This window comes from Mycobacterium sp. NGS34, from assembly GCF_059812845.1.
On record NZ_JCALDM010000001.1, the window covers coordinates 686,401 to 704,059 of the forward strand.

General features: G+C 69.4%; 13 protein-coding genes. 7 read left to right on the forward strand and 6 right to left on the reverse strand.

The genetic code is table 11. The features are described from left to right. Position 1 precedes the first annotated feature (1 nt). From AC5Y7V_RS03360 to AC5Y7V_RS03370, 3 genes are all read left to right on the forward strand, one after another. A complete protein-coding gene (locus tag AC5Y7V_RS03360; RefSeq protein ID WP_499878615.1) occupies positions 2–1,711 on the forward strand; it encodes an acyl-CoA dehydrogenase family protein in 1,710 nt (569 codons plus the stop codon). Positions 1,712–1,851: 140 nt separating this feature from the next. Then, complete coding sequence (locus AC5Y7V_RS03365; RefSeq protein WP_499878616.1) at positions 1,852–2,538, forward strand: TetR/AcrR family transcriptional regulator; 687 nt, start codon at positions 1,852–1,854, stop codon at positions 2,536–2,538. Continuing rightward, the gene (locus AC5Y7V_RS03370; protein ID WP_499878617.1) at positions 2,535–3,476 is read left to right on the forward strand and encodes a R2-like ligand-binding oxidase; all 942 of its coding nucleotides are present in this window, start codon (positions 2,535–2,537) and stop codon (positions 3,474–3,476) included. The genes AC5Y7V_RS03365 and AC5Y7V_RS03370 overlap by 4 nt, the downstream gene beginning before the upstream one ends. Here AC5Y7V_RS03370 and AC5Y7V_RS03375 read toward each other — a convergent pair. After that, positions 3,473–4,855, reverse strand: a complete 1,383-nt coding sequence (locus AC5Y7V_RS03375; RefSeq protein WP_499878618.1) for an NADP-dependent succinic semialdehyde dehydrogenase — start codon at positions 4,853–4,855, stop codon at positions 3,473–3,475. The genes AC5Y7V_RS03370 and AC5Y7V_RS03375 overlap by 4 nt on opposite strands. A gap of 79 nt (positions 4,856–4,934) precedes the next feature. On the opposite strand from AC5Y7V_RS03375, the gene AC5Y7V_RS03380 reads away from it, so the two are divergent. Together AC5Y7V_RS03380 and AC5Y7V_RS03385 are read left to right on the forward strand one after the other, a co-directional pair. Beyond that, entirely contained in the window at positions 4,935–6,581 is a 1,647-nt protein-coding gene (locus AC5Y7V_RS03380; RefSeq protein WP_499878619.1) for an acetolactate synthase large subunit, read from the forward strand. 77 nt (positions 6,582–6,658) lie between these two features. Beyond that, entirely contained in the window at positions 6,659–8,179 is a 1,521-nt protein-coding gene (locus AC5Y7V_RS03385; protein WP_499878620.1) for an HNH endonuclease signature motif containing protein, read from the forward strand. 15 nt (positions 8,180–8,194) lie between these two features. On the opposite strand, the gene AC5Y7V_RS03390 is transcribed toward AC5Y7V_RS03385, so the two are convergent. The 5 genes from AC5Y7V_RS03390 to AC5Y7V_RS03410 form a co-directional block, all read right to left on the reverse strand. Continuing rightward, on the reverse strand, positions 8,195–9,511 hold the full coding sequence (locus AC5Y7V_RS03390) for an adenylate/guanylate cyclase domain-containing protein (protein ID WP_499878621.1): 1,317 nt from the start codon (positions 9,509–9,511) through the stop codon (positions 8,195–8,197). A gap of 32 nt (positions 9,512–9,543) precedes the next feature. Next, positions 9,544–10,992, reverse strand: a complete 1,449-nt coding sequence (locus tag AC5Y7V_RS03395; protein WP_499878913.1) for a lipase maturation factor family protein — start codon at positions 10,990–10,992, stop codon at positions 9,544–9,546. 56 nt (positions 10,993–11,048) lie between these two features. Further along, positions 11,049–15,251 carry an alpha-(1->3)-arabinofuranosyltransferase domain-containing protein gene (locus tag AC5Y7V_RS03400; protein WP_499878914.1) on the reverse strand — a complete coding sequence of 1,401 codons (4,203 nt, stop codon included), beginning with the start codon at positions 15,249–15,251 and terminating at the stop codon, positions 11,049–11,051. A gap of 31 nt (positions 15,252–15,282) precedes the next feature. Further along, on the reverse strand, positions 15,283–15,456 hold the full coding sequence (locus AC5Y7V_RS03405) for a DUF2613 domain-containing protein (protein ID WP_065443914.1): 174 nt from the start codon (positions 15,454–15,456) through the stop codon (positions 15,283–15,285). 74 nt (positions 15,457–15,530) lie between these two features. Beyond that, a complete protein-coding gene (locus tag AC5Y7V_RS03410; protein ID WP_499878622.1) occupies positions 15,531–15,731 on the reverse strand; it encodes a DUF2613 family protein in 201 nt (66 codons plus the stop codon). 99 nt (positions 15,732–15,830) lie between these two features. Here AC5Y7V_RS03410 and AC5Y7V_RS03415 point away from each other — a divergent pair, with 99 nt between their 5' ends. Further along, positions 15,831–16,979, forward strand: coding sequence for a glycoside hydrolase family 3 N-terminal domain-containing protein (locus tag AC5Y7V_RS03415; protein WP_499878623.1), 1,149 nt, complete (start codon positions 15,831–15,833; stop codon positions 16,977–16,979). Between the two features lie 53 nt (positions 16,980–17,032). Beyond that, entirely contained in the window at positions 17,033–17,650 is a 618-nt protein-coding gene (locus AC5Y7V_RS03420) for a TetR/AcrR family transcriptional regulator (protein ID WP_499878624.1), read from the forward strand. Positions 17,651–17,659: the final 9 nt, after the last annotated feature.

The window sequence follows — 17,659 nt, forward strand, 5'->3', positions numbered from 1 at the left end:
CATGTTGCTCAATCCCAACCGCCTGCAACGCCGCTACCCCGACGCCCGCTCGGGGGAGATCATGGCCGCGACCGTGGACTTCTTCGAGTCCCGCGGCAAGGCGCGGCTGAAGTCCGACGACCACAACCGGGTCTGGTACTCGGACTTTCTGGACCACGTCGGGCGGGAACGCATCTTCGCCTCGCTGCTCACGCCGTCCGAATACGGGGCGGACGACTGCCGCTGGGACACCTACCGGATCAGCGAATTCGCCGAGATCGTCGGCTTTTACGGGCTGAGCTACTGGTACCCGTTCCAGGTCACCGCCCTGGGCCTCGGCCCGATCTGGATGAGCGACAACGAGGACGCCAAGCGCAAGGCCGCCGCCCAGCTGGAGACCGGCGAGGTGTTCGCCTTCGGGCTGTCCGAGCGCACCCACGGCGCCGACGTCTACCAGACCGACATGATCCTGACGCCCTCGGAGCACGGCTGGACCGCCAGCGGCGAGAAGTACTACATCGGCAACGCCAACGTCGCGCGCATGGTCTCCACCTTCGGCAAGATCGCCGGCTCTTCAGGTGGGCAAGACGAGTACGTGTTCTTCGCCGCCGACTCCCAGCACGACCGTTACGAGCTCATCAAGAACGTGGTGAACTCGCAGAACTTCGTCGCGAACTACGCGCTGCGCGACTACCCCGTCACCGAGGCCGACATGTTGCACCGCGGCCCCGACGCCTTTCACGCCGCGCTGAACACCGTCAACGTCTGCAAGTACAACCTGGGCTGGGGCGCCATCGGCATGTGCACCCACGCGATGTACGAGGCGGTCACCCACGCGTCCAACCGCGTTTTGTACGGGACCGTCGTCACCGACTTCACCCACGTGCGGCGGCTGCTCACCGACGCCTACCTGCGGCTGGTCGCGATGAAGCTGGTCGCCACCCGCGCCTGCGACTACATGCGCAGCGCGTCGGCGGCCGACCGCCGCTATCTGCTCTACAGCCCGCTCACCAAGGCCAAGATCACCAGCGAAGGCGAGCGCGTCATCACCGCCATGTGGGACGTCATCGCCGCGAAAGGCGTTGAGAAGGACACCTTTTTCGAGGCCGTCACCCGCGAGATCGGCCTGCTGCCCCGGCTGGAAGGCACCGTCCACATCAACATCGGGCTGCTCGCCAAGTTCATGCCCAACTTCCTGTTCGCGCCGAACGCCGAATTGCCGGTGATATCGCGGCGCGACGACGCCGCCGACGACACGTTCCTGTTCGCCCAGGGTCCGACCGGCGGCCTGGGCAAGGTGCGGTTCGGAGACTGGCGAACCCCGTTCGATGCCTTCCGGCACCTGCCCAACGTCGCGCTGCTGCGCGAGCAGGTCGACGTGCTCGCCGAGATGCTGGCCAGCGCCACCCCGGATGCGGTGCAGCAGAAGGACATTGACTTCGCCTTCGGCGTGGGCCAACTGTTCGCGACGGTGCCCTACGCGCAGCTCATCCTGGAGGAGGCGCCACTGTCCGGGATGGACGACGCCGTGATCGACGAGATCTTCGCCGTGCTGGTGCGCGACTTCAACGGCTACGCCGTGGAACTGGGCGACAAGCCGGCCACGACGGACGAGCAGGCCCGCTTCGCGATGCGCATGATCCGTCGTCCGGTGCACGACTCCGCGCGCTACGACCAGATCTGGAAGGAACACGTCCTGCCGCTCAGCGGTGCCTACCAGATGCGCCCGTGACTTCCCCGGCCCGCCGAGCTTGCGGCTAGCCGCACGTTCGTGCCCCAGCGTGCGGCTGGCCGCACACTGGACAAGGCGAGCCTTGACTGTGACGTGGCTCACCGTAGAATGACCAGTGGTCATCGACGCGAGGAGGCCGAATGCCGACGGTGACATGGGCGCGCGTGGACCCGGCCCGCCGCGCGGCGATCATCGAAGCCGCGGAAGGCGAGTTCGGGGCGCACGGGTTCTCCCGCGGCAGCCTCAACGTCATCGCGCGGCGCGCCGGGGTCGCCAAGGGCAGCCTGTTCCAGTACTTCGCGGACAAGCGCGACCTCTACGCGTACGTCGCCGACGTCGCCAGCCAGCGGGTGCGCGCCTACATGGAGGACCGCATCCGCGAGCTGGACCCGAGCCGGCCGTTCTTCGACTTCCTGACCGACTGGCTCGACGCGTGGGTCGCCTACTTCGCCGACCATCCGCACGAACGCGCGCTGCACGCCGCGGCCACTCTCGAAGTCGACACCGAGGCCCGCGTTAGCGTGCAGAACGTCATTCACCGTCACTACCTGGAAGTGATGCGGCCACTGGTCCGCGACGCGCAGCGGCGCGGCGACCTGCGCGCCGATTCGGACACCGACGCGCTGTTGTCGTTGCTGCTCTTGATCTTTCCGCACCTGGCGCTGGCCCCTTACATGCGTGGCCTGGACCCGGTTCTCGGGCTCGACGAGCCCACGCCGGAGCAGCCCGCGCTGGCGGTGCGCAGGCTGGTTGCGGTCCTGGCGGCAGCGTTCTCGGCGAACGCAGCCGTCACCCCCGAACCGAAACGATCTGAGGAGGTCACATGACACGCACGCACTCGGGCTCCATGGTCAAAGGGGGACTCAACTGGGACAGCCTGCCGCTGCGGCTCTTCGCCGGCGGCAATGCGAAGTTCTGGAATCCCGCCGACATCGACTTCTCGCATGACCGCGCGGACTGGGAGCGGCTGACCGACGACGAACGCCACTACGCCACCCGACTGTGCGCCGAGTTCATCGCCGGGGAGGAAGCGGTCACCGAGGACATCCAGCCGTTTATGGCCGCGATGCGCGCCGAGGGCCGCCTCGGCGACGAGATGTACCTGACGCAGTTCGCGTTCGAGGAAGCCAAACACGTGCAGGTGTTCCGCATGTGGCTCGACGCCGTCGGCGTCACCGGCGACCTGCACGAGTACCTCGACGACATCCCCACCTACCGGACGATCTTCTACGAGGAGTTGCCCGCCTGCCTCAACGCCCTGTCGACCGACCCGTCACCGGCCGCGCAGGTCCGGGCGTCCGTGACCTACAACCACATGGTCGAAGGCATGCTGGCGCTGACCGGCTACTTCGGCTGGCACAAGATCTGCGTGGAACGCGGCATCCTGCCAGGCATGCAGGAACTGATCCGGCGCATCGGCGACGACGAGCGACGCCACATGGCGTGGGGCACCTTCACCTGCCGGCGCCACGTCGCCGCCGACGACGCCAACTGGGATGTCTTCGAAACGCGCATGAACGAGCTGATGCCGCTCGGGCTGCGCCTCATCGAAGAGAGCTTCTCGCTTTACGACCCGATGCCCTTCGGCCTTTCGGTGGACGAGTTCATGGCCTATGCCGCCGACAAGGGCATGCGCCGGTTCGGCACGATCAACAGCGCGCGCGGTCGCCCGGTCGCCGAGATCGACCTCGACTACTCGCCGGTGCAGCTGGAGGACACCTTCGCCGACGAGGACGAGAGGGCGCTGGCGGGCGCGTCGGCCTAGGCCTCCCCGACCCAGACGGTCTTGGCGTTGCAGAACTCGCGGATGCCCAGGCCGGCGAGCTCGCGTCCGTAACCGGAGCGCTTCACGCCGCCGAACGGCAGCTCGGGGTAGGACACCGTCATCCCGTTGATGAAGACGGCGCCGGCCTCGATGTCGTCGATGAAGCGCTGCTGCTCGGCCTCGTCGTTGGTCCAGGCGTTGGATCCCAGCCCGAAGGTGGTGGCGTTGGCGATCTCGATGGCCTCGTCGATGTTCTCGGCGCGGTACACCGAGGCGACCGGGCCGAACACCTCCTCGGTGTAGAGCGCCATGTCCTTGGTGATGTCGGTGATGACCGTCGGCGGGTAGAACCAGCCCGGGCGGTCCGGGCGCTCGCCGCCGCAGCGGATCACGGCGCCGGCCGCTGCCGCGTCCTCGACCTGCTTGGCGATCTCGTCGCGGCCCGACTCGGTGGCCAAGGGGCCGACGTCGGTGTCGGGGTCGGTGGGGTCACCTACCCGCAGCGCCTTGACCCGCTCGACGAACTTGTCGACGAACGCGTCGTAGATGTCGGCGTGCGCGATGAAACGCTTTGCGGCGATGCAGGATTGGCCGTTGTTCTGCACTCGCGCGGTGACGGCGGTCTTGACCGCCTCGTCCAGGTCGGCCGAGGGCATCACGATGAACGGGTCGCTGCCGCCGAGTTCGAGCACCGTGGGTTTGATCTCGTCGCCCGCGATGGCGCCGACGGACTGGCCGGCCGGTTCGCTGCCCGTCAGGGTGGCCGCCGCGACGCGCGGGTCGCGCAGGATGGTCTCCACCGCGCTGGACGGAACCAGCAGCGTCTGGAAGCAGCCCTCCGGGAACCCGCCGCGGGCGATGACGTCGGCGAGGTACAGCGCGGTCTGCGGCACGTTGGAGGCGTGCTTGAGGAGGCCGACGTTGCCGGCCATCAGCGCCGGCGCGGCGAACCGCACGGCCTGCCACAGCGGGAAGTTCCACGGCATCACGGCCAGCACCACGCCCAGCGGTTGGTAGCGGGTGTAGGCCCGCTTCGCGCCGACCTTGCCCGGGTCGGCCGGCTCGTCGGCCAGCAGCTGCTCGGCGTTCTCGGCGTAGTAGCGAAAACCCTTGGCGCACTTGAGCGCCTCGGCCTTGGCCGACTTCAGGGTCTTGCCCATCTCGAGGGTCATCATGGCCGCGGTCTCGTCCGCCTCTTTCTCCAACAGGTCGGCGGTGGCGTTTGCCCACTCGGCGCGCTGGGCAAAGGTGGTGTTATGACGGTAGTCCTGGAACCGGGCGTAGGCGCGCGCGATGGCGGCCTCGACTTCCGCGTCGGTCGCCGGGGTGAAGGTTTTTACTGTCTCGCCGGTAGCCGGGTTGATCGTGGCGATGGGCACGCTGAGATCCTTCGCTTCGGGGTTGGTAAGAGGTCCAACATCCAGCCTGCCACTATCGTTCCCCCAAGGGAGGTGCCGGATGAGTAAAGCCGCTCAGCTGATCGTGAAGTGCCTGGAGAACGAGGGTGTTTCCGTCGTTTTCGGGGTGCCCGGCGAGGAGAACATCCGGTTCGTGCAGGCGCTCGCCTCCTCTAGCATCCGGTACGTGCTCACCCGCCACGAGCAGGCGGCGTCGTTCATGGCGGAGATGTACGGGCGCGTCACCGGCCGGGCGGCGGTGGTGTCGGCGACCCTGGGCCCGGGGGCCATCAACATGCAACTCGGCGTCGCGGACGCCACCACCAACAGCACCCCGATGGTGGCGATCTCCGCCCAGGTAGGACAGGACCGCGAGTACAAGGAATCCCACCAGTACGTCGACCTGGTGTCGATGTTCGCCCCGATCACGCGGTGGGCCGCGGGCATCCCCACCCCGCGCGCCATCCCCGAGATGGTCCGCAAGGCGTTCAAGCTCGCCGAGGCCGAACGCCCGGCCGCGGTCTACCTCGCGGTGCCCGAGCACATCGATGCCGATGAAGCCGACTATGACCTGAAGCCGTTGCCCCGCAACGTCGTTCGCCCCGACGCGCCGGCGCCCCGGCAGGTCGCGCGCGCCGTCGACATCCTGCGCCAGGCGAAGCGGCCGGTGGTGCTGGCCGGGCACGGCGCCGCGCGCGCCGACGCGACCAAGGCCCTGGTCCGCTTTTCCGAGGAGTTCGGCATCCAGGTGGCCAACACGTTCCACGGCAAGGGCGTGATGCCCGACGACCACCCCAACAGCATCGGGACCCTGGGCTTCATGCGGCACGACTACGTCAACTTCGGATTCGACAACGCCGACGCGGTCATCGCCGTCGGCTACGAGCTGCAGGAGTTCGATCCCGTGCGGATCAACCCGCAGGCCGACAAGAAGATCATCCAGGTGCACCGCTTCCCGGCCGAGGTCGACGCGCACTACTCCGTCGACGTCGGGATCATCGGCGACATCAGCGATTCGCTCAACGCGCTCACCGACGCGCTGGCCGGCCACCGCTTCGAACACGCCGCCGACGTGCCTGGGTCGGGGCTGCTGGCCGAGGAATTCGCTCGCGGGCAACAGGATTCGCGTTATCCGCTGGCGCCCGCGCGAGTGGTCGCCGACACCCGCGAGGCGCTGGGCCGCAGCGACGTGGTGCTCGTCGACACCGGCGCCACCAAGATGTGGATGGCCCGGCTCTACCCGACGTACGAGCGGAACACCTGCCTGATCTCAAACGGCCTGTCCACCATGAGCTTTGCGCTGCCCGGAGCCCTCGGCGTCAAACTGGCGCGGCCCGACTCCAAGGTGCTCGCCGTCGTCGGCGACGGCGCTTTCCTGATGAACTCCCAGGAGATCGAGACCGCCGTGCGGGAGCGGATCCCGCTCGTGGTGCTGATCTGGGAGGACGGCGGCTACGGCCTCATCGAGTGGAAGATGGACCTCGAGCTCGGCGAGCACTACTACGTGAAATTCGGAAACCCCGACATCGTGAAGTACGCGGAAAGCTTCGGCGCCAAGGGATATCGGATCACCAGCGCCGCCGAGCTGCTGCCGACACTGAACGCTGCGCTGAACGACGACGGGGTCTCGCTGATCGCTTGCCCGGTCGACTACTCCGAGAACCTGCGCCTGACCGACCGGCTCGGTGAGCTGGACGAGACGCTGTAGTCGCGACACAGCCCGTTATCCACAGGATGGCCTGTCAAAAAAGGCACGAGTCAGTGGACTGCGCTACAATCGAACACATGTTCGAGGAACGGGTATTGTCGGCCGAGGCGGTGGCTCGTCTCGACGAGATGATCGAGCGGCATTACCCGTCGAAGACCGCGGAGTCTGCCGCGATGGTGGATCGGATCTGCGCGGCCTCACAGGCCGAGAACCGGGAGGCGGCCGCGCAGCTGGCTGCGATCCATGAATTGTTCCGGTATCGACTGTCACGGTGCTCGGAGAGCGAGGACTGGGCGATCGACACGATGGAGGCGGTGACGGCCGAGGTGGCCGCGGCATTGCGGATCAGCCAGGGGCTGGCGGGCAGCCGGCTGCACTATGCCCGGGCGATGTGCGAGCGCCTGCCCAACGTCGGTGAGGTGTTCGCGGCGGGGGACATCGATTTTCGGATGTTTCAGACGGTCGTGTTTCGCACCGATTTGATCGAAGACCCTGAGGTGTTGGCCGGCGTGGATGCGGCGTTGGCGGCCAACGTGGCGCGCTGGCCGTCGATGAGTCGGGGTCGGCTGGCCGGGCAGGTGGACAAGATCGTGGCCAAAGCCGATCGGGACGCGGTGCGCCGTCGAAAAGAGCGTCAGGTCGATCGGGAGATCTGGATTGAGGATCGGGTTCAAGACGGGCTCTCGGAGATCCACGGCAGCCTCCTGACCCCGGATGCCCACGCCCTGGACAAGCGCCTGAACGCGTTGGCCGCCACGGTGTGTGTCCACGATCCGCGCTCCCGCGAGCAGCGCCGCGCCGACGCTTTAGGGGCGCTGGCGGCGGGGGCGGATCGGCTGGGCTGCCGGTGCGGGCGCCCCGACTGCGCGGCCGGCACTCGGCCGGCGGCGTCGCCGGTGGTGATTCATGTGATCGCCGAGCAGGCCACCCTCGACGAGCGCAGTTCAACCCCGGGTTCCGAGGTGAGCGCCGACGGGCTCATCCCACCCGAACTTCTGCGGGAGTTGGCGGCCTCGGCCAAGCGGGTGCCGCTGATCCACCCCGGCGACGCGCCCCCGGAGGACAGCTACGTGCCGTCGCAGGCCTTGGCCGACTTCGTGCGCTGCCGCGATCTGACGTGTCGCTGGCCGGGCTGCGACCAGCCCGCGGCCGGCTGCGATATCGACCACACCATCCCCTATGCCCAGGGTGGGGCCACGCACGCGTCGAACCTCAAGTGCTACTGCCGAACTCATCATTTAGTCAAGACCTTCTTCGGCTGGACCGAAAAGCAACTCGCCGACGGGACCCTGATCCTGACCTCCCCGGCCGGCCAGACCTACGTGACGACCCCGGGCAGCGCGCTGCTGTTCCCGAGCTTGTGCTACGCGGTGGGCGGGATGGCGGCCGCCGAGGCCGACCCACCGGCCGACTACTGCGGCGAGCGCACCGCGATGATGCCCAAACGCCGCCGCACCCGCGCCCAAGACCGCGCCTACCGGGTGGCCACCGAACGCCGCCACAACCGCGAGGCACGCCTGGCCTGCAAAACCCAAAGCCACGACTACTTCGGTCCCGCCCCACCGCCCGACCACGACGATGACCCGCCGCCATTTTGAGTGCTGGTCAACGGTTTACGCCGAGGCGACGGCGAACAGCCGCCACTCTCCGGGCACGCCCTTAAGTGTGTGAGCGCCGCGCTCCTCGAATTCGAGGCCTGACCCGATCACCAGGTCGCGGAGAGTGCTGGACACCAGGACGTCGTTCGCTCCCGCCAGGGCGCTCACGCGCGCGCCGATGTGCACGCCGATCCCACCGATGTCATCGCCACGGACCTCGCACTCGCCCGTGTGCAACCCGGCGCGCACCTTGATGCCCAACGCCTGCACCGCGTCGCGAATTGCCATGGCGCAACGGATCGCACGTTGAGGGCCGTCGAACATCGCCAGGAAACCGTCGCCCGACGTATTCACCTCGCGGCCTCGAAATCGGGCGAGCTGCGCGCGCACGATGGCGTCGTGCGCGTCAAGCAAGGCATGCCAGTCACGGTCGCCCATCTCGGCGGCACGGCGCGTCGAGTCCACGATGTCGGTGAATAACACCGTCGCCAGAACTCGATCATCGGCCACTTCGGCTTGCTCACCGGTGAGGAACTCGGCGATCACCTGGAACGAGTCGCGCCACGGTTCCACGAAATGGTAAAGGTTGCGCCCCGGCAGCTCAACGTATTTCGCCCCCGGTATGCGGTCGGCGATGTACTTGCGTGTGTGTCCCCACGTCGCGTGCAGCACGTGGTCGGTGTGCTGCATGACAAGGGTTGGCACGCGGATTGTGGAAAGAACTTCCCGCACGTCCAATTCCGCTGCCACGCGCATCATCAGAGCCACGGTCGCCGGGCTCGCCGTTATGCGCTCGTATCGTGCCCACCTTGCCCGGATCTCCTCGTTCCAGGGCATGTCCGGATTGGCGAAATGCTCGCCCTCGCCCGTGCCCCACATGGCTCCCAACTCGTCGTTGGTTTCGCGACCACGTTCGACGGTTGCCAAAGCCGCGTAGCTTTCCAGCGCAATCAGTGCGGTTGTGCGGGATGGATGGGTCGCCGCGAACAGCGCCCCGGGCGCAAACGCGTTAAAAGCGCTGCACAGAATTACCGCTTCGCGGCTTTCGAGTTCGTCCAACACCGCCGTGATGCTGTCGGCCCATTGCTCCAAGGTGGGCATCGCGTCGGGTGTGACAGGATCGGACACCCCGGTGCCCGGGTGGTCGAAGAAGATCACGCGACCCAGTGAGGTCATCGCCTCGGCCCAGCCTTGAACGGACGGCATCTCGGGAAGGATCTCGCAGCAGTTGAACCAGGTCGGGACGAAAATGATGTCCCGGGGTCCTTCGCGCGATGTGCGATAGGCGACCCGTAAGTCGCCGTTTCGCGCATAACGCGTCTCCGAAAACATTGCGGGAAGTGTAAGCCCGGGCACCGCGCGGGTCACGCCTTCCGCGGTGACTCCACCTTCCCCAGCGTCATGGGCCGGACATAGGTGCCCACCAGCGTCCGATGCCACCACGCCCGGTCCCGGCGCAGCTCCCGCCACGTCGTGAACCGGTACTCATACAGCCGCGCGCGCACGTACCGCGGCGGCGAATCGGGGAAGGGATTGTGCCGCAACTGCCGCAGCGTGGGCCGGTCGTTGTGCAGTAGCCGCTGCATGAAGGGTTTCAGCCACGGCTGCGCGTAACCGGGCGAGATCGCGGCGAACCACATCAGCCAGTCCAGCCGCAGATGGTAGGGGGCCCACTGCCGCGGCAGCCGGCGCACGCCGCCGGGCTTGCCCTTGAATTCGTATTCCTTCCATACCGTTTCGTCGCTGATCCGCGAGTCGTCGGTGCCCTCGATCACCACCTCGCGGCGGATGCGCCCAATGCTGCCGAACGCGCCATACGTGTTCACCAGGTGAAATGGGTTGAACGACATGTTCATTCGCTGACGCGGCGAGAGCATGTTGCGCACCGGCCAGTAGCTCAGGAACAGCACGGCGGCGGTGAACGCCATCACCAGGCCGGCGAACCACAGCGGCGGTCCCGAGGGCCAAGCATGCGCGGGCACCGCAAAGAGCATCCGCAGCGACGAGTCGTCGATGGCGCTGAACGCCAGCAGGATCGTCACCCAGTTGAGCCAGGCGAAGTTGCCCGACGCCACCAGCCACAGCTGGGTGACGACGACAACCGCCCCTGCCACGCTGGCCACCGGCTGCGGCGCGAACAACCCGAACGGCACGACCAGCTGCGCGAAATGGTTGCCCGCCACCTCGATACGGTGCAGCGGCTTCGGCAGGTGGTGGAAGAACCAGCTCAGCGGCCCCGGCATCGGCTGGGTCTCGTGGTGGTAGTACAGGCAGGTCAGGTCGCGCCAGCACGGATCGCCGCGCATCTTGATCAACCCGGCTCCGAACTCGACCCGGAACAGCAGCAGCCGCGCCATCCACAGCGTCAGCACCGGCGGCGCCACCCGGTCGTTGCCGAGGAAGATCATCAGGAACCCCGCCTCTAGCAGCAGCGACTCCCACCCGAACCCGTACCAGGTCTGCCCGACGTTGACGATCGAAAGGTAAAGCGCCCACAGCGCCAACCACGCCAGCATCGCGGCCCACACCGGCACCAGATCGGCCGCGCCCGCGACGATCGCCGCCGCCAGCGCCGCGCCCAGCCAGGCCACTCCCGCAAACAGCCGGTCGGAATAGCGCAGATGAAAGAGGCTCGGCGCGCGCCAAAACGTCTGCCGGGCCAGGAATCGCGGCACCGGCAGCATTCCGTGCTCGCCGATGAGCGCCCGGAATTGCAACGCGGCCGCGACGAACGCGATCAGGTAGATGGCCGCGACGCCCCGCTGCAGGACCATCCGGCCCAGCCAGTATTCGGGTGCCGAGAGCCAATCCATGGTCGTCACGTATTACCAGTCAAGCAGCGGGAAAACCCCTAGCCAACGGTCAAAAGTCACTCCTCGCGCGGCCGCGGAAACGCCACCACCGACGCGGCGAGCACCGCGAGCGAAATCAGCGCCAGCAGTTGAACATTCGCCGCGTGCCCCGCGTAGCCATCGACCGAGCGCCAGGGATGCCGCGACAGCGCCGCCCCGGCCAGGATCAGCCCGGCCGCGCTGAGAGCCACCGTCGCGGCGTCGCCCCAACGCCGCCGCCGCAGCGCGTACCGCAGGCCCAGGGCGGCGCCGGCCACCACCAACCCCGCCGCGCCCGAGATGAGAACCCCGGCCGCCAGCACGGCGACGGCGGCCCAGGGCCCCGGCGTCCACGGCCTGGCGGGCGGGTCGTCGGTGCGCCCGCGCCGGGGGCGCCACCAGGCCAGCGCGGCTAGCAGCGGCAGCAGGGCCAGCCCAAAAGCCAGACCGGCGCGGTACAGCGAATTGGACGCGAAGCTCAGCGTGATGGTGCCCGGTTCCCCGGCCGGCACCACCCAGCCCTGCTGCCACCCGTTGACCGCGACCGGTGTCAATCGGGTCCCGGTGGCGGTACGCGCCACCCAGCCGGGGTTGATGCTCTCCGGGATGACCAGCAGCCGCGCGGCGGGCGACGCGGGGACTCGCACTTCGCGGCGGCTCGGACCCCACGCCCCGGTCTGGGCGCGAACCGGAGCGGCGCCGGGTATTTCGGCGGCGGCCGGGGTCGACAGCCGGGCCCCGTCCACGACGAACTGCGCGCCGGGGCCGATCAACAACTCCTGCTGGCCCGCCGGCAGCGCGATCGGCTCGCGTTCGCACGGCTGGGCCTCGACCGGTTCGCCGTCCAGCAACGCGCCCGCGGTGGTGCGGATCGAGGTGTGCACGAATCGGCCCGCGACGGCGATGACGGGGCCGCGATCGCAGCCGACGGTGATCTCCCGCGCGCGGTTGCGGGCGGCGTCGGCGGGGGCGATCGGGTTGCCGTCGGCGCCCAGCACCGCGAGCTCGGCCAGGCCCGGCGGCTTGAGCTGATCGAAACCCAGGGCGTTGCGGTCGATCACGTCTTCCCAGTCGAGCAGGCTGATGCTGACCGTGTCGGTCACCCGCGGCTTGAGCGAAAGCGTTTGCGGCTCAACCGGTTTCAGTGAGCGCACCTGAGGCCCGTCGCCCAGGTTGACGGCCACCACCGTCGGGTGCGCCGGCAGCGTCGACGCGCTGGGCGCCACCCGCAGCCCGGTGACCTCGGTGGCCCGCGGCAGGGTAACCGTCAGCGTCGGCGGGGACTTGTGCTGCACCACCCGCTGCGGCGCGGTCCACGCGGTCGCCGGGTCGCCGTCGGTGGCGGCGAACGCGGACCCGAGAATGTCCACCACGTCGGAATCGCCTTGGGCCCGAGTGGTATTCGGCTCGGCGACCAGGTCGGCCAGTTTGGGCCCCTGCCGCGGCCGCACCCACACCGTCGGCGTCACCGACACCGGGGCCGTGATGGTCAGGGTGCGGCTGAAGTTGACCGGCTCTTCCGGCGCCAACGCCATCGACGCCGCACAGCGCACGCCGTCGGGCGCCGCCGCGCAGCCGGGCCGGCCGAGCAATTCCGAACCCAGGTCCCACGCGGCGACCGCAGAGCCCGGCGGCGGCCCGGGCACCCCGACGGTGTGGCGCAGGCTGACCGGGTGCGCGAAGCCGGACGCGTCGTACTGGGTGATCGACAGGTCGGTGATGCCGAACTGCACGCCGGGGGAGCCGTCGTCGGTGCCGGCCGCGGTGACCCGCACCCACGGCGTTTCGCCGTACGGCAGCGCCGTCGCGAGCGGTTTGCCGGGCTCGTCGAACCGCAAAGTGGTGCTGCCGTTGGCGGTCTCGATCAGGATGCGGCGGACCTGGGCGCCGACGGCGGTCGCGCTCGGCGTGATGGTGATCGAGCCGTTGGTCACCGGGTGGTCGAAGTCCACCCGCAGCCACTGACCGACGGCGGCCTGCAGCGCGTTGGACACCCACGCCGTCCCAGAGTCGCCGTCGACGGCCGCCGCGGGGGACGTCGCGGGCGCGACGTCGGGCATGGCGGTGGAGTCCGACGACGAACTCGACACGGTGATGCGCCCGCCGTTCCAGGCGCCGAACACGGTGTCCGCGCCCGGTGCCGGATAGTCGGGCACGCGGTTGTAGGTGCGCCGGGCGTCACCGGCCGCACGGACGGCCGACGAATGCTGGTCGACGCGGCCGTAGTCGGTCTCGCGGGCCACCGGGGTGTCGGTGACCGTCACCAGGGGCGCGGGTAGGCCGGCACCGCGGGCGTCGGCGCCCATCAGCACCGGGCCCAGCGGCGGCTGACCCAGCAGCCGTCGCCGCTCGTCGAGGCGCAGCAGCACCTCCGGGCCGCCGTCGACCCGGGCCAACCGGTCGGCGTCGACGAAGTACGGCGAGCCGGGATCCTCCGCGACCCCCACCCGGTAGATCTCCACCGCCGGATAGCGCGGCCGCAGCCCGCTGTCGGAGACGAAGCCCGCCAGCGTGCCGGGCCCCACCGGCGCGCCGAACTGTGCCACCTTCTGCAGTCCCGGCGAGCCCCCGATCGCGCGGTGCACCAAAATGGGGCGCGCCGAGCGCGACGTCTCCGGATCCAGGTCGTTGCGCAGCACGACATACGAAATGCCTTGGCGGGCAAGGGTATCGGCCAGGCCGGCCGAGGGTTGCCCGGCGGCGAACAGGCGTTGCACCGAGTCCAGCGCCCGGATGGTCTGCGGCGGGGTTAACGGAATCGAGTCGCGCACCCCCCACGGGCTGCCGCCGAGCACCTGCAGCGGCTCGTCGTGGGTGGTGCCCCACGCCTGCGTGGCGAACGGCGCGCCGGGGACCACCAGCACCCGCCCGGGAACCGGTGCGCCCCTGTTGTGTTCGTCGAGCCAGTCGGCGGCCTGGTGCCAGTACGCCGGGATCGCGCCGAACGTGCCCGGCGGGGCGAGCCGGCCGGTCCACGCCAGCGAGGTGCTGACCATCAGCGCCGTCAGGACCACGATCGCCACGGCCGCCCGCTTGTCGCGCTCCGGATGGGCGAGCGCGTGCAGCCACGCCGGGCGCGGCGCGCTGCCCGGCAGCGCGACCCGGCCCAGCAGCTGCGCGACGCCCAGCGCCACCGGGATCCGGATCACCGATCCCAGCTTGTGCACGTTGCGCAGCGGCGCGCCGGCGGCGTCCAGAAACGCCTGCACCTCCTGGGCGACAGGCGATCCCAGCCCGCCGCTGTAGCCCACGGCCATCAACACCACGCCGACCAGCAGCATCGTCACCAGCCGCCCCCGCGCCGGCATCCTCGGGCTGGCCAGCCCGGCCAGCCCCGCCGCCGCGACCAGGCAGGTGGCCAGGACTGCCGCGGACCCGGTCACCAGGGGCGCGCCGGCGGTGGCGGTCGGCGCCACGAACGGGGTCCAGGCGTCGGTGCCGCGCAGCATCTCGGTCAGCGACGACCACTGCGTCGTCACCCCGGAGGATTCGATGAAGTCCAGGAACGGCGGGCTGACGTGGCGCAGGCACACCAGCGCCACCACCCACCACAGGGTCGCCAAAAACAGCGCCAGCGCCCACCACCCCGTGTAGCGCCACCACAACCGGTTCGGCCGGTGGCACGCCCACCAGATCACCGCGGGCAGGCAACCGGCCAGCGTCGCGATGGCGTTGACCGCGCCCATCAGCGCGACGGCCAGCCCGGCCTGCGCGGCCAGCGCCCGCACGGACCTATCCGTCGAAGCGCGCAGGGCCAGGATCGTCGCCAACAGCACCCACGGCGCCAGCATCATCGGCAACGTTTCCGACGAGATCGATCCGAGCGTGGTCAGCACCCGCGGCGACAGCGCGAACGCCAGAGCGCCGATCACCCGGGACGCCGGGCTGCCGATGCCCAGCGCCTCGGCCACCCGCAGCAGCCCCCAAAACCCGACGCTCAGCAGCAGCGCCCACCACACCCGCTGGGTGATCCAGCCCGGCAGGCCCAGCGCGTGGCCGACCAGAAAGAAGGTGCCGTGCGGAAACAGGTAGCCGTAGGCCTGGTTCTGGGCCTGACCGAACGGGAGCTCGCTGTTCCACAGGTTGGTCGCGCGGGCGAGGAACCGCAGTGGGTTGGCGGTGAGGTCGAGCTTGGTGTCGGGCGAGACCTGCCCGGGCGACTGCGCGAACGTCAGCGCCAGCGCGACGGCGCCGACCAACAGCAACCACCGGCGGGAGAGCGGCGCGGCCGACGAGCACAGGTCCGGCGCGTCCGACCGGGCTCTCGCCGGGCTAGCTACGGTTGCCGTACTCGACCCGGTTGAGCACTGACGACTGCGGATCGCCCCCGGGGAGTGGCGGCTTCGTGTCCTGCTGCACCATCAAGGTGATCCCGAAGATCGCGGCCGCGCCCAGCAACAGACCAACCACAACGCTCGCGGCGGCGGGCGCGATGATCCGGTTCATGAAAAGGCTCCTGAAGTTTGGGGGGGACCTAGCGCCAACCTAGCAGAACGGCCATCGCCGGCCGGGCCGGCGAGTCACGGCCACGGAATGCAATGGCCACGCCAGCAGCGGGAGCCGTAACTCACCAGGTACGGCCCGGCGGGGTGCTGCGGTCCGGTCTGCGCCGGCGCCGCCTTGTGGTCTTCGATCTCGAGCGTGACGCCGACGGTCGCCGCGGCGCCGATCATCAGCCCCGCAGCGATGCTTGCCGCCGCCGCCCACGAAAACCCGGCCATCGCTGGCTCCCCTCCCTGCCAGTCAAAAGCTCGTTGCCAACCTACCGCCGACGCACCCTGACGGCTTGGACGAAACGCCCGCCGTGACAACATGGCCCGATGCCCTTCCCCCGCACCCTGGCCGTGCTCGTCGCCGCAACAGCGCTGGTGGCCGGCTGCGGCCACCACGGCGCCCACCCACCGGCGGGCTCGTCGAGCAGGCCGGTGGCCGCCCCCCCGCCGCCGGTGTGCGCCGACCCGACGGCCGTCCCGGCCGCGCTGTCGACCCGCGACAAACTGGCACAACTGCTGATGGTGGGCGTGCGGAACGCCGACGAAGCCCGAACCGTCGTCAATAACAGCCACGTCGGCGGGATCATCATCGGCGGCTGGACGGACCTCTCGATCTTCAAGGGCGGGCTGGCCGAGGTCGCCCGCAGCGCCGGGCCCCTCCCGCTGGCGGTCGGCGTCGACGAAGAGGGTGGCCGGGTGTCGCGGCTGAAGTCGCTGATCGGGACCGCGCCGTCGCCCCGGCAGCTGGCGCAGACCCAGACGCCACAGCAGGTCCACGACCTCGAAGTGGAGCGCGGCAAGAAGATGCGCGACCTCGGCATCACCGTCGACTTCGCCCCGGTGGTCGACGTCACCGATGCCCCGGACGGCGTGATCGGGGACCGCTCGTTCAGCGCGGACCCGAACACCGTCACCGCCTACGCCGGGGCCTATGCGCAGGGCCTGCGCGACGCCGGGCTGCTGCCGGTGCTCAAGCACTTCCCCGGCCACGGCCACGGCTCGGGCGACTCACACAAGGGCGGCGTCGTCACGCCGCCGCTGAGCGACCTGCAGACCAGCGACCTCGTGCCCTACCGGACGCTGGTGACCCAGCTCCCGGTCGCAGTCATGATCGGTCACCTGCAGGTCCCCGGGCTGACCGGCGACGACCCCGCCAGCCTGAGCCGGGCCGCGGTGCAGTTGCTGCGCGACGGCACCGGCTACGGCGCCCCGCCCTTCAACGGCCCGGTGTTCAGCGACGACCTGTCCAGCATGGCCGCGATCTCCGATCGCTACGGAGTGGCGGAGGCGGTGCTGCGCGCGCTGCAGGCGGGCACCGACATCGCGCTGTGGGTCAGCATCGAAGAGGCGCCCGCGGTCCTGGACCGGCTGGAAAAGGCGGTGGCGGCCGGCGAGCTGCCGATGGCGGCGGTCGACCAGTCGCTGGTGCGGGTGGCGACGATGAAGGGCGCCAATCGAACATGTGGCCACCAATAGGCCGCATCATCGTTACCCTGTAGTCAGATTTGGCGGGCTAGAGAGGTACGGCGATGGCGGGTGGCACCAAGCGGCTGCCGCGTGCGGTCCGCGAGCAGCAGATGCTCGACGCCGCCGTCCAGATGTTCTCCGTCAACGGCTACCACGAGACGTCGATGGACACCATCGCCGCCGAGGCGCAGATCTCCAAGCCGATGCTGTATCTGTACTACGGCTCCAAGGAGGACCTGTTCGGCGCCTGCCTGGACCGCGAGCTGGGGCGGTTCATCGAAGGGGTGCGCGCCGACATCAACTTCGACCAGAGCCCAAAGGACCTGCTGGGCAACGCAATCGGGTCGTTCATGCGTTACATCGACTCCAACCGCGCGTCCTGGATCGTGATGTACACGCAGGCCATCAGCTCGCAGGCGTTCGCGCACACCGTGCGCGAGGGACGCGAGCAGATCATCGAACTGGTGGCCGAGCTGATGCGGGCCGGCAGCCGCACCCCGCGGTCGGACGCCGAGTACCAGATGATGGCCGTGGCGCTGGTGGGCGCCGGGGAGGCGATGGCCAACCGGCTGTCCAGCGGCGAGCTCGGCGTCGACGAGGCGGCCGAGCTGATGATCGACCTGTTCTGGCACGGTCTGCGCGGCACACCGGAGGATCGCGAAGCCGCCGCAGCCGGATAGCCCCTACAT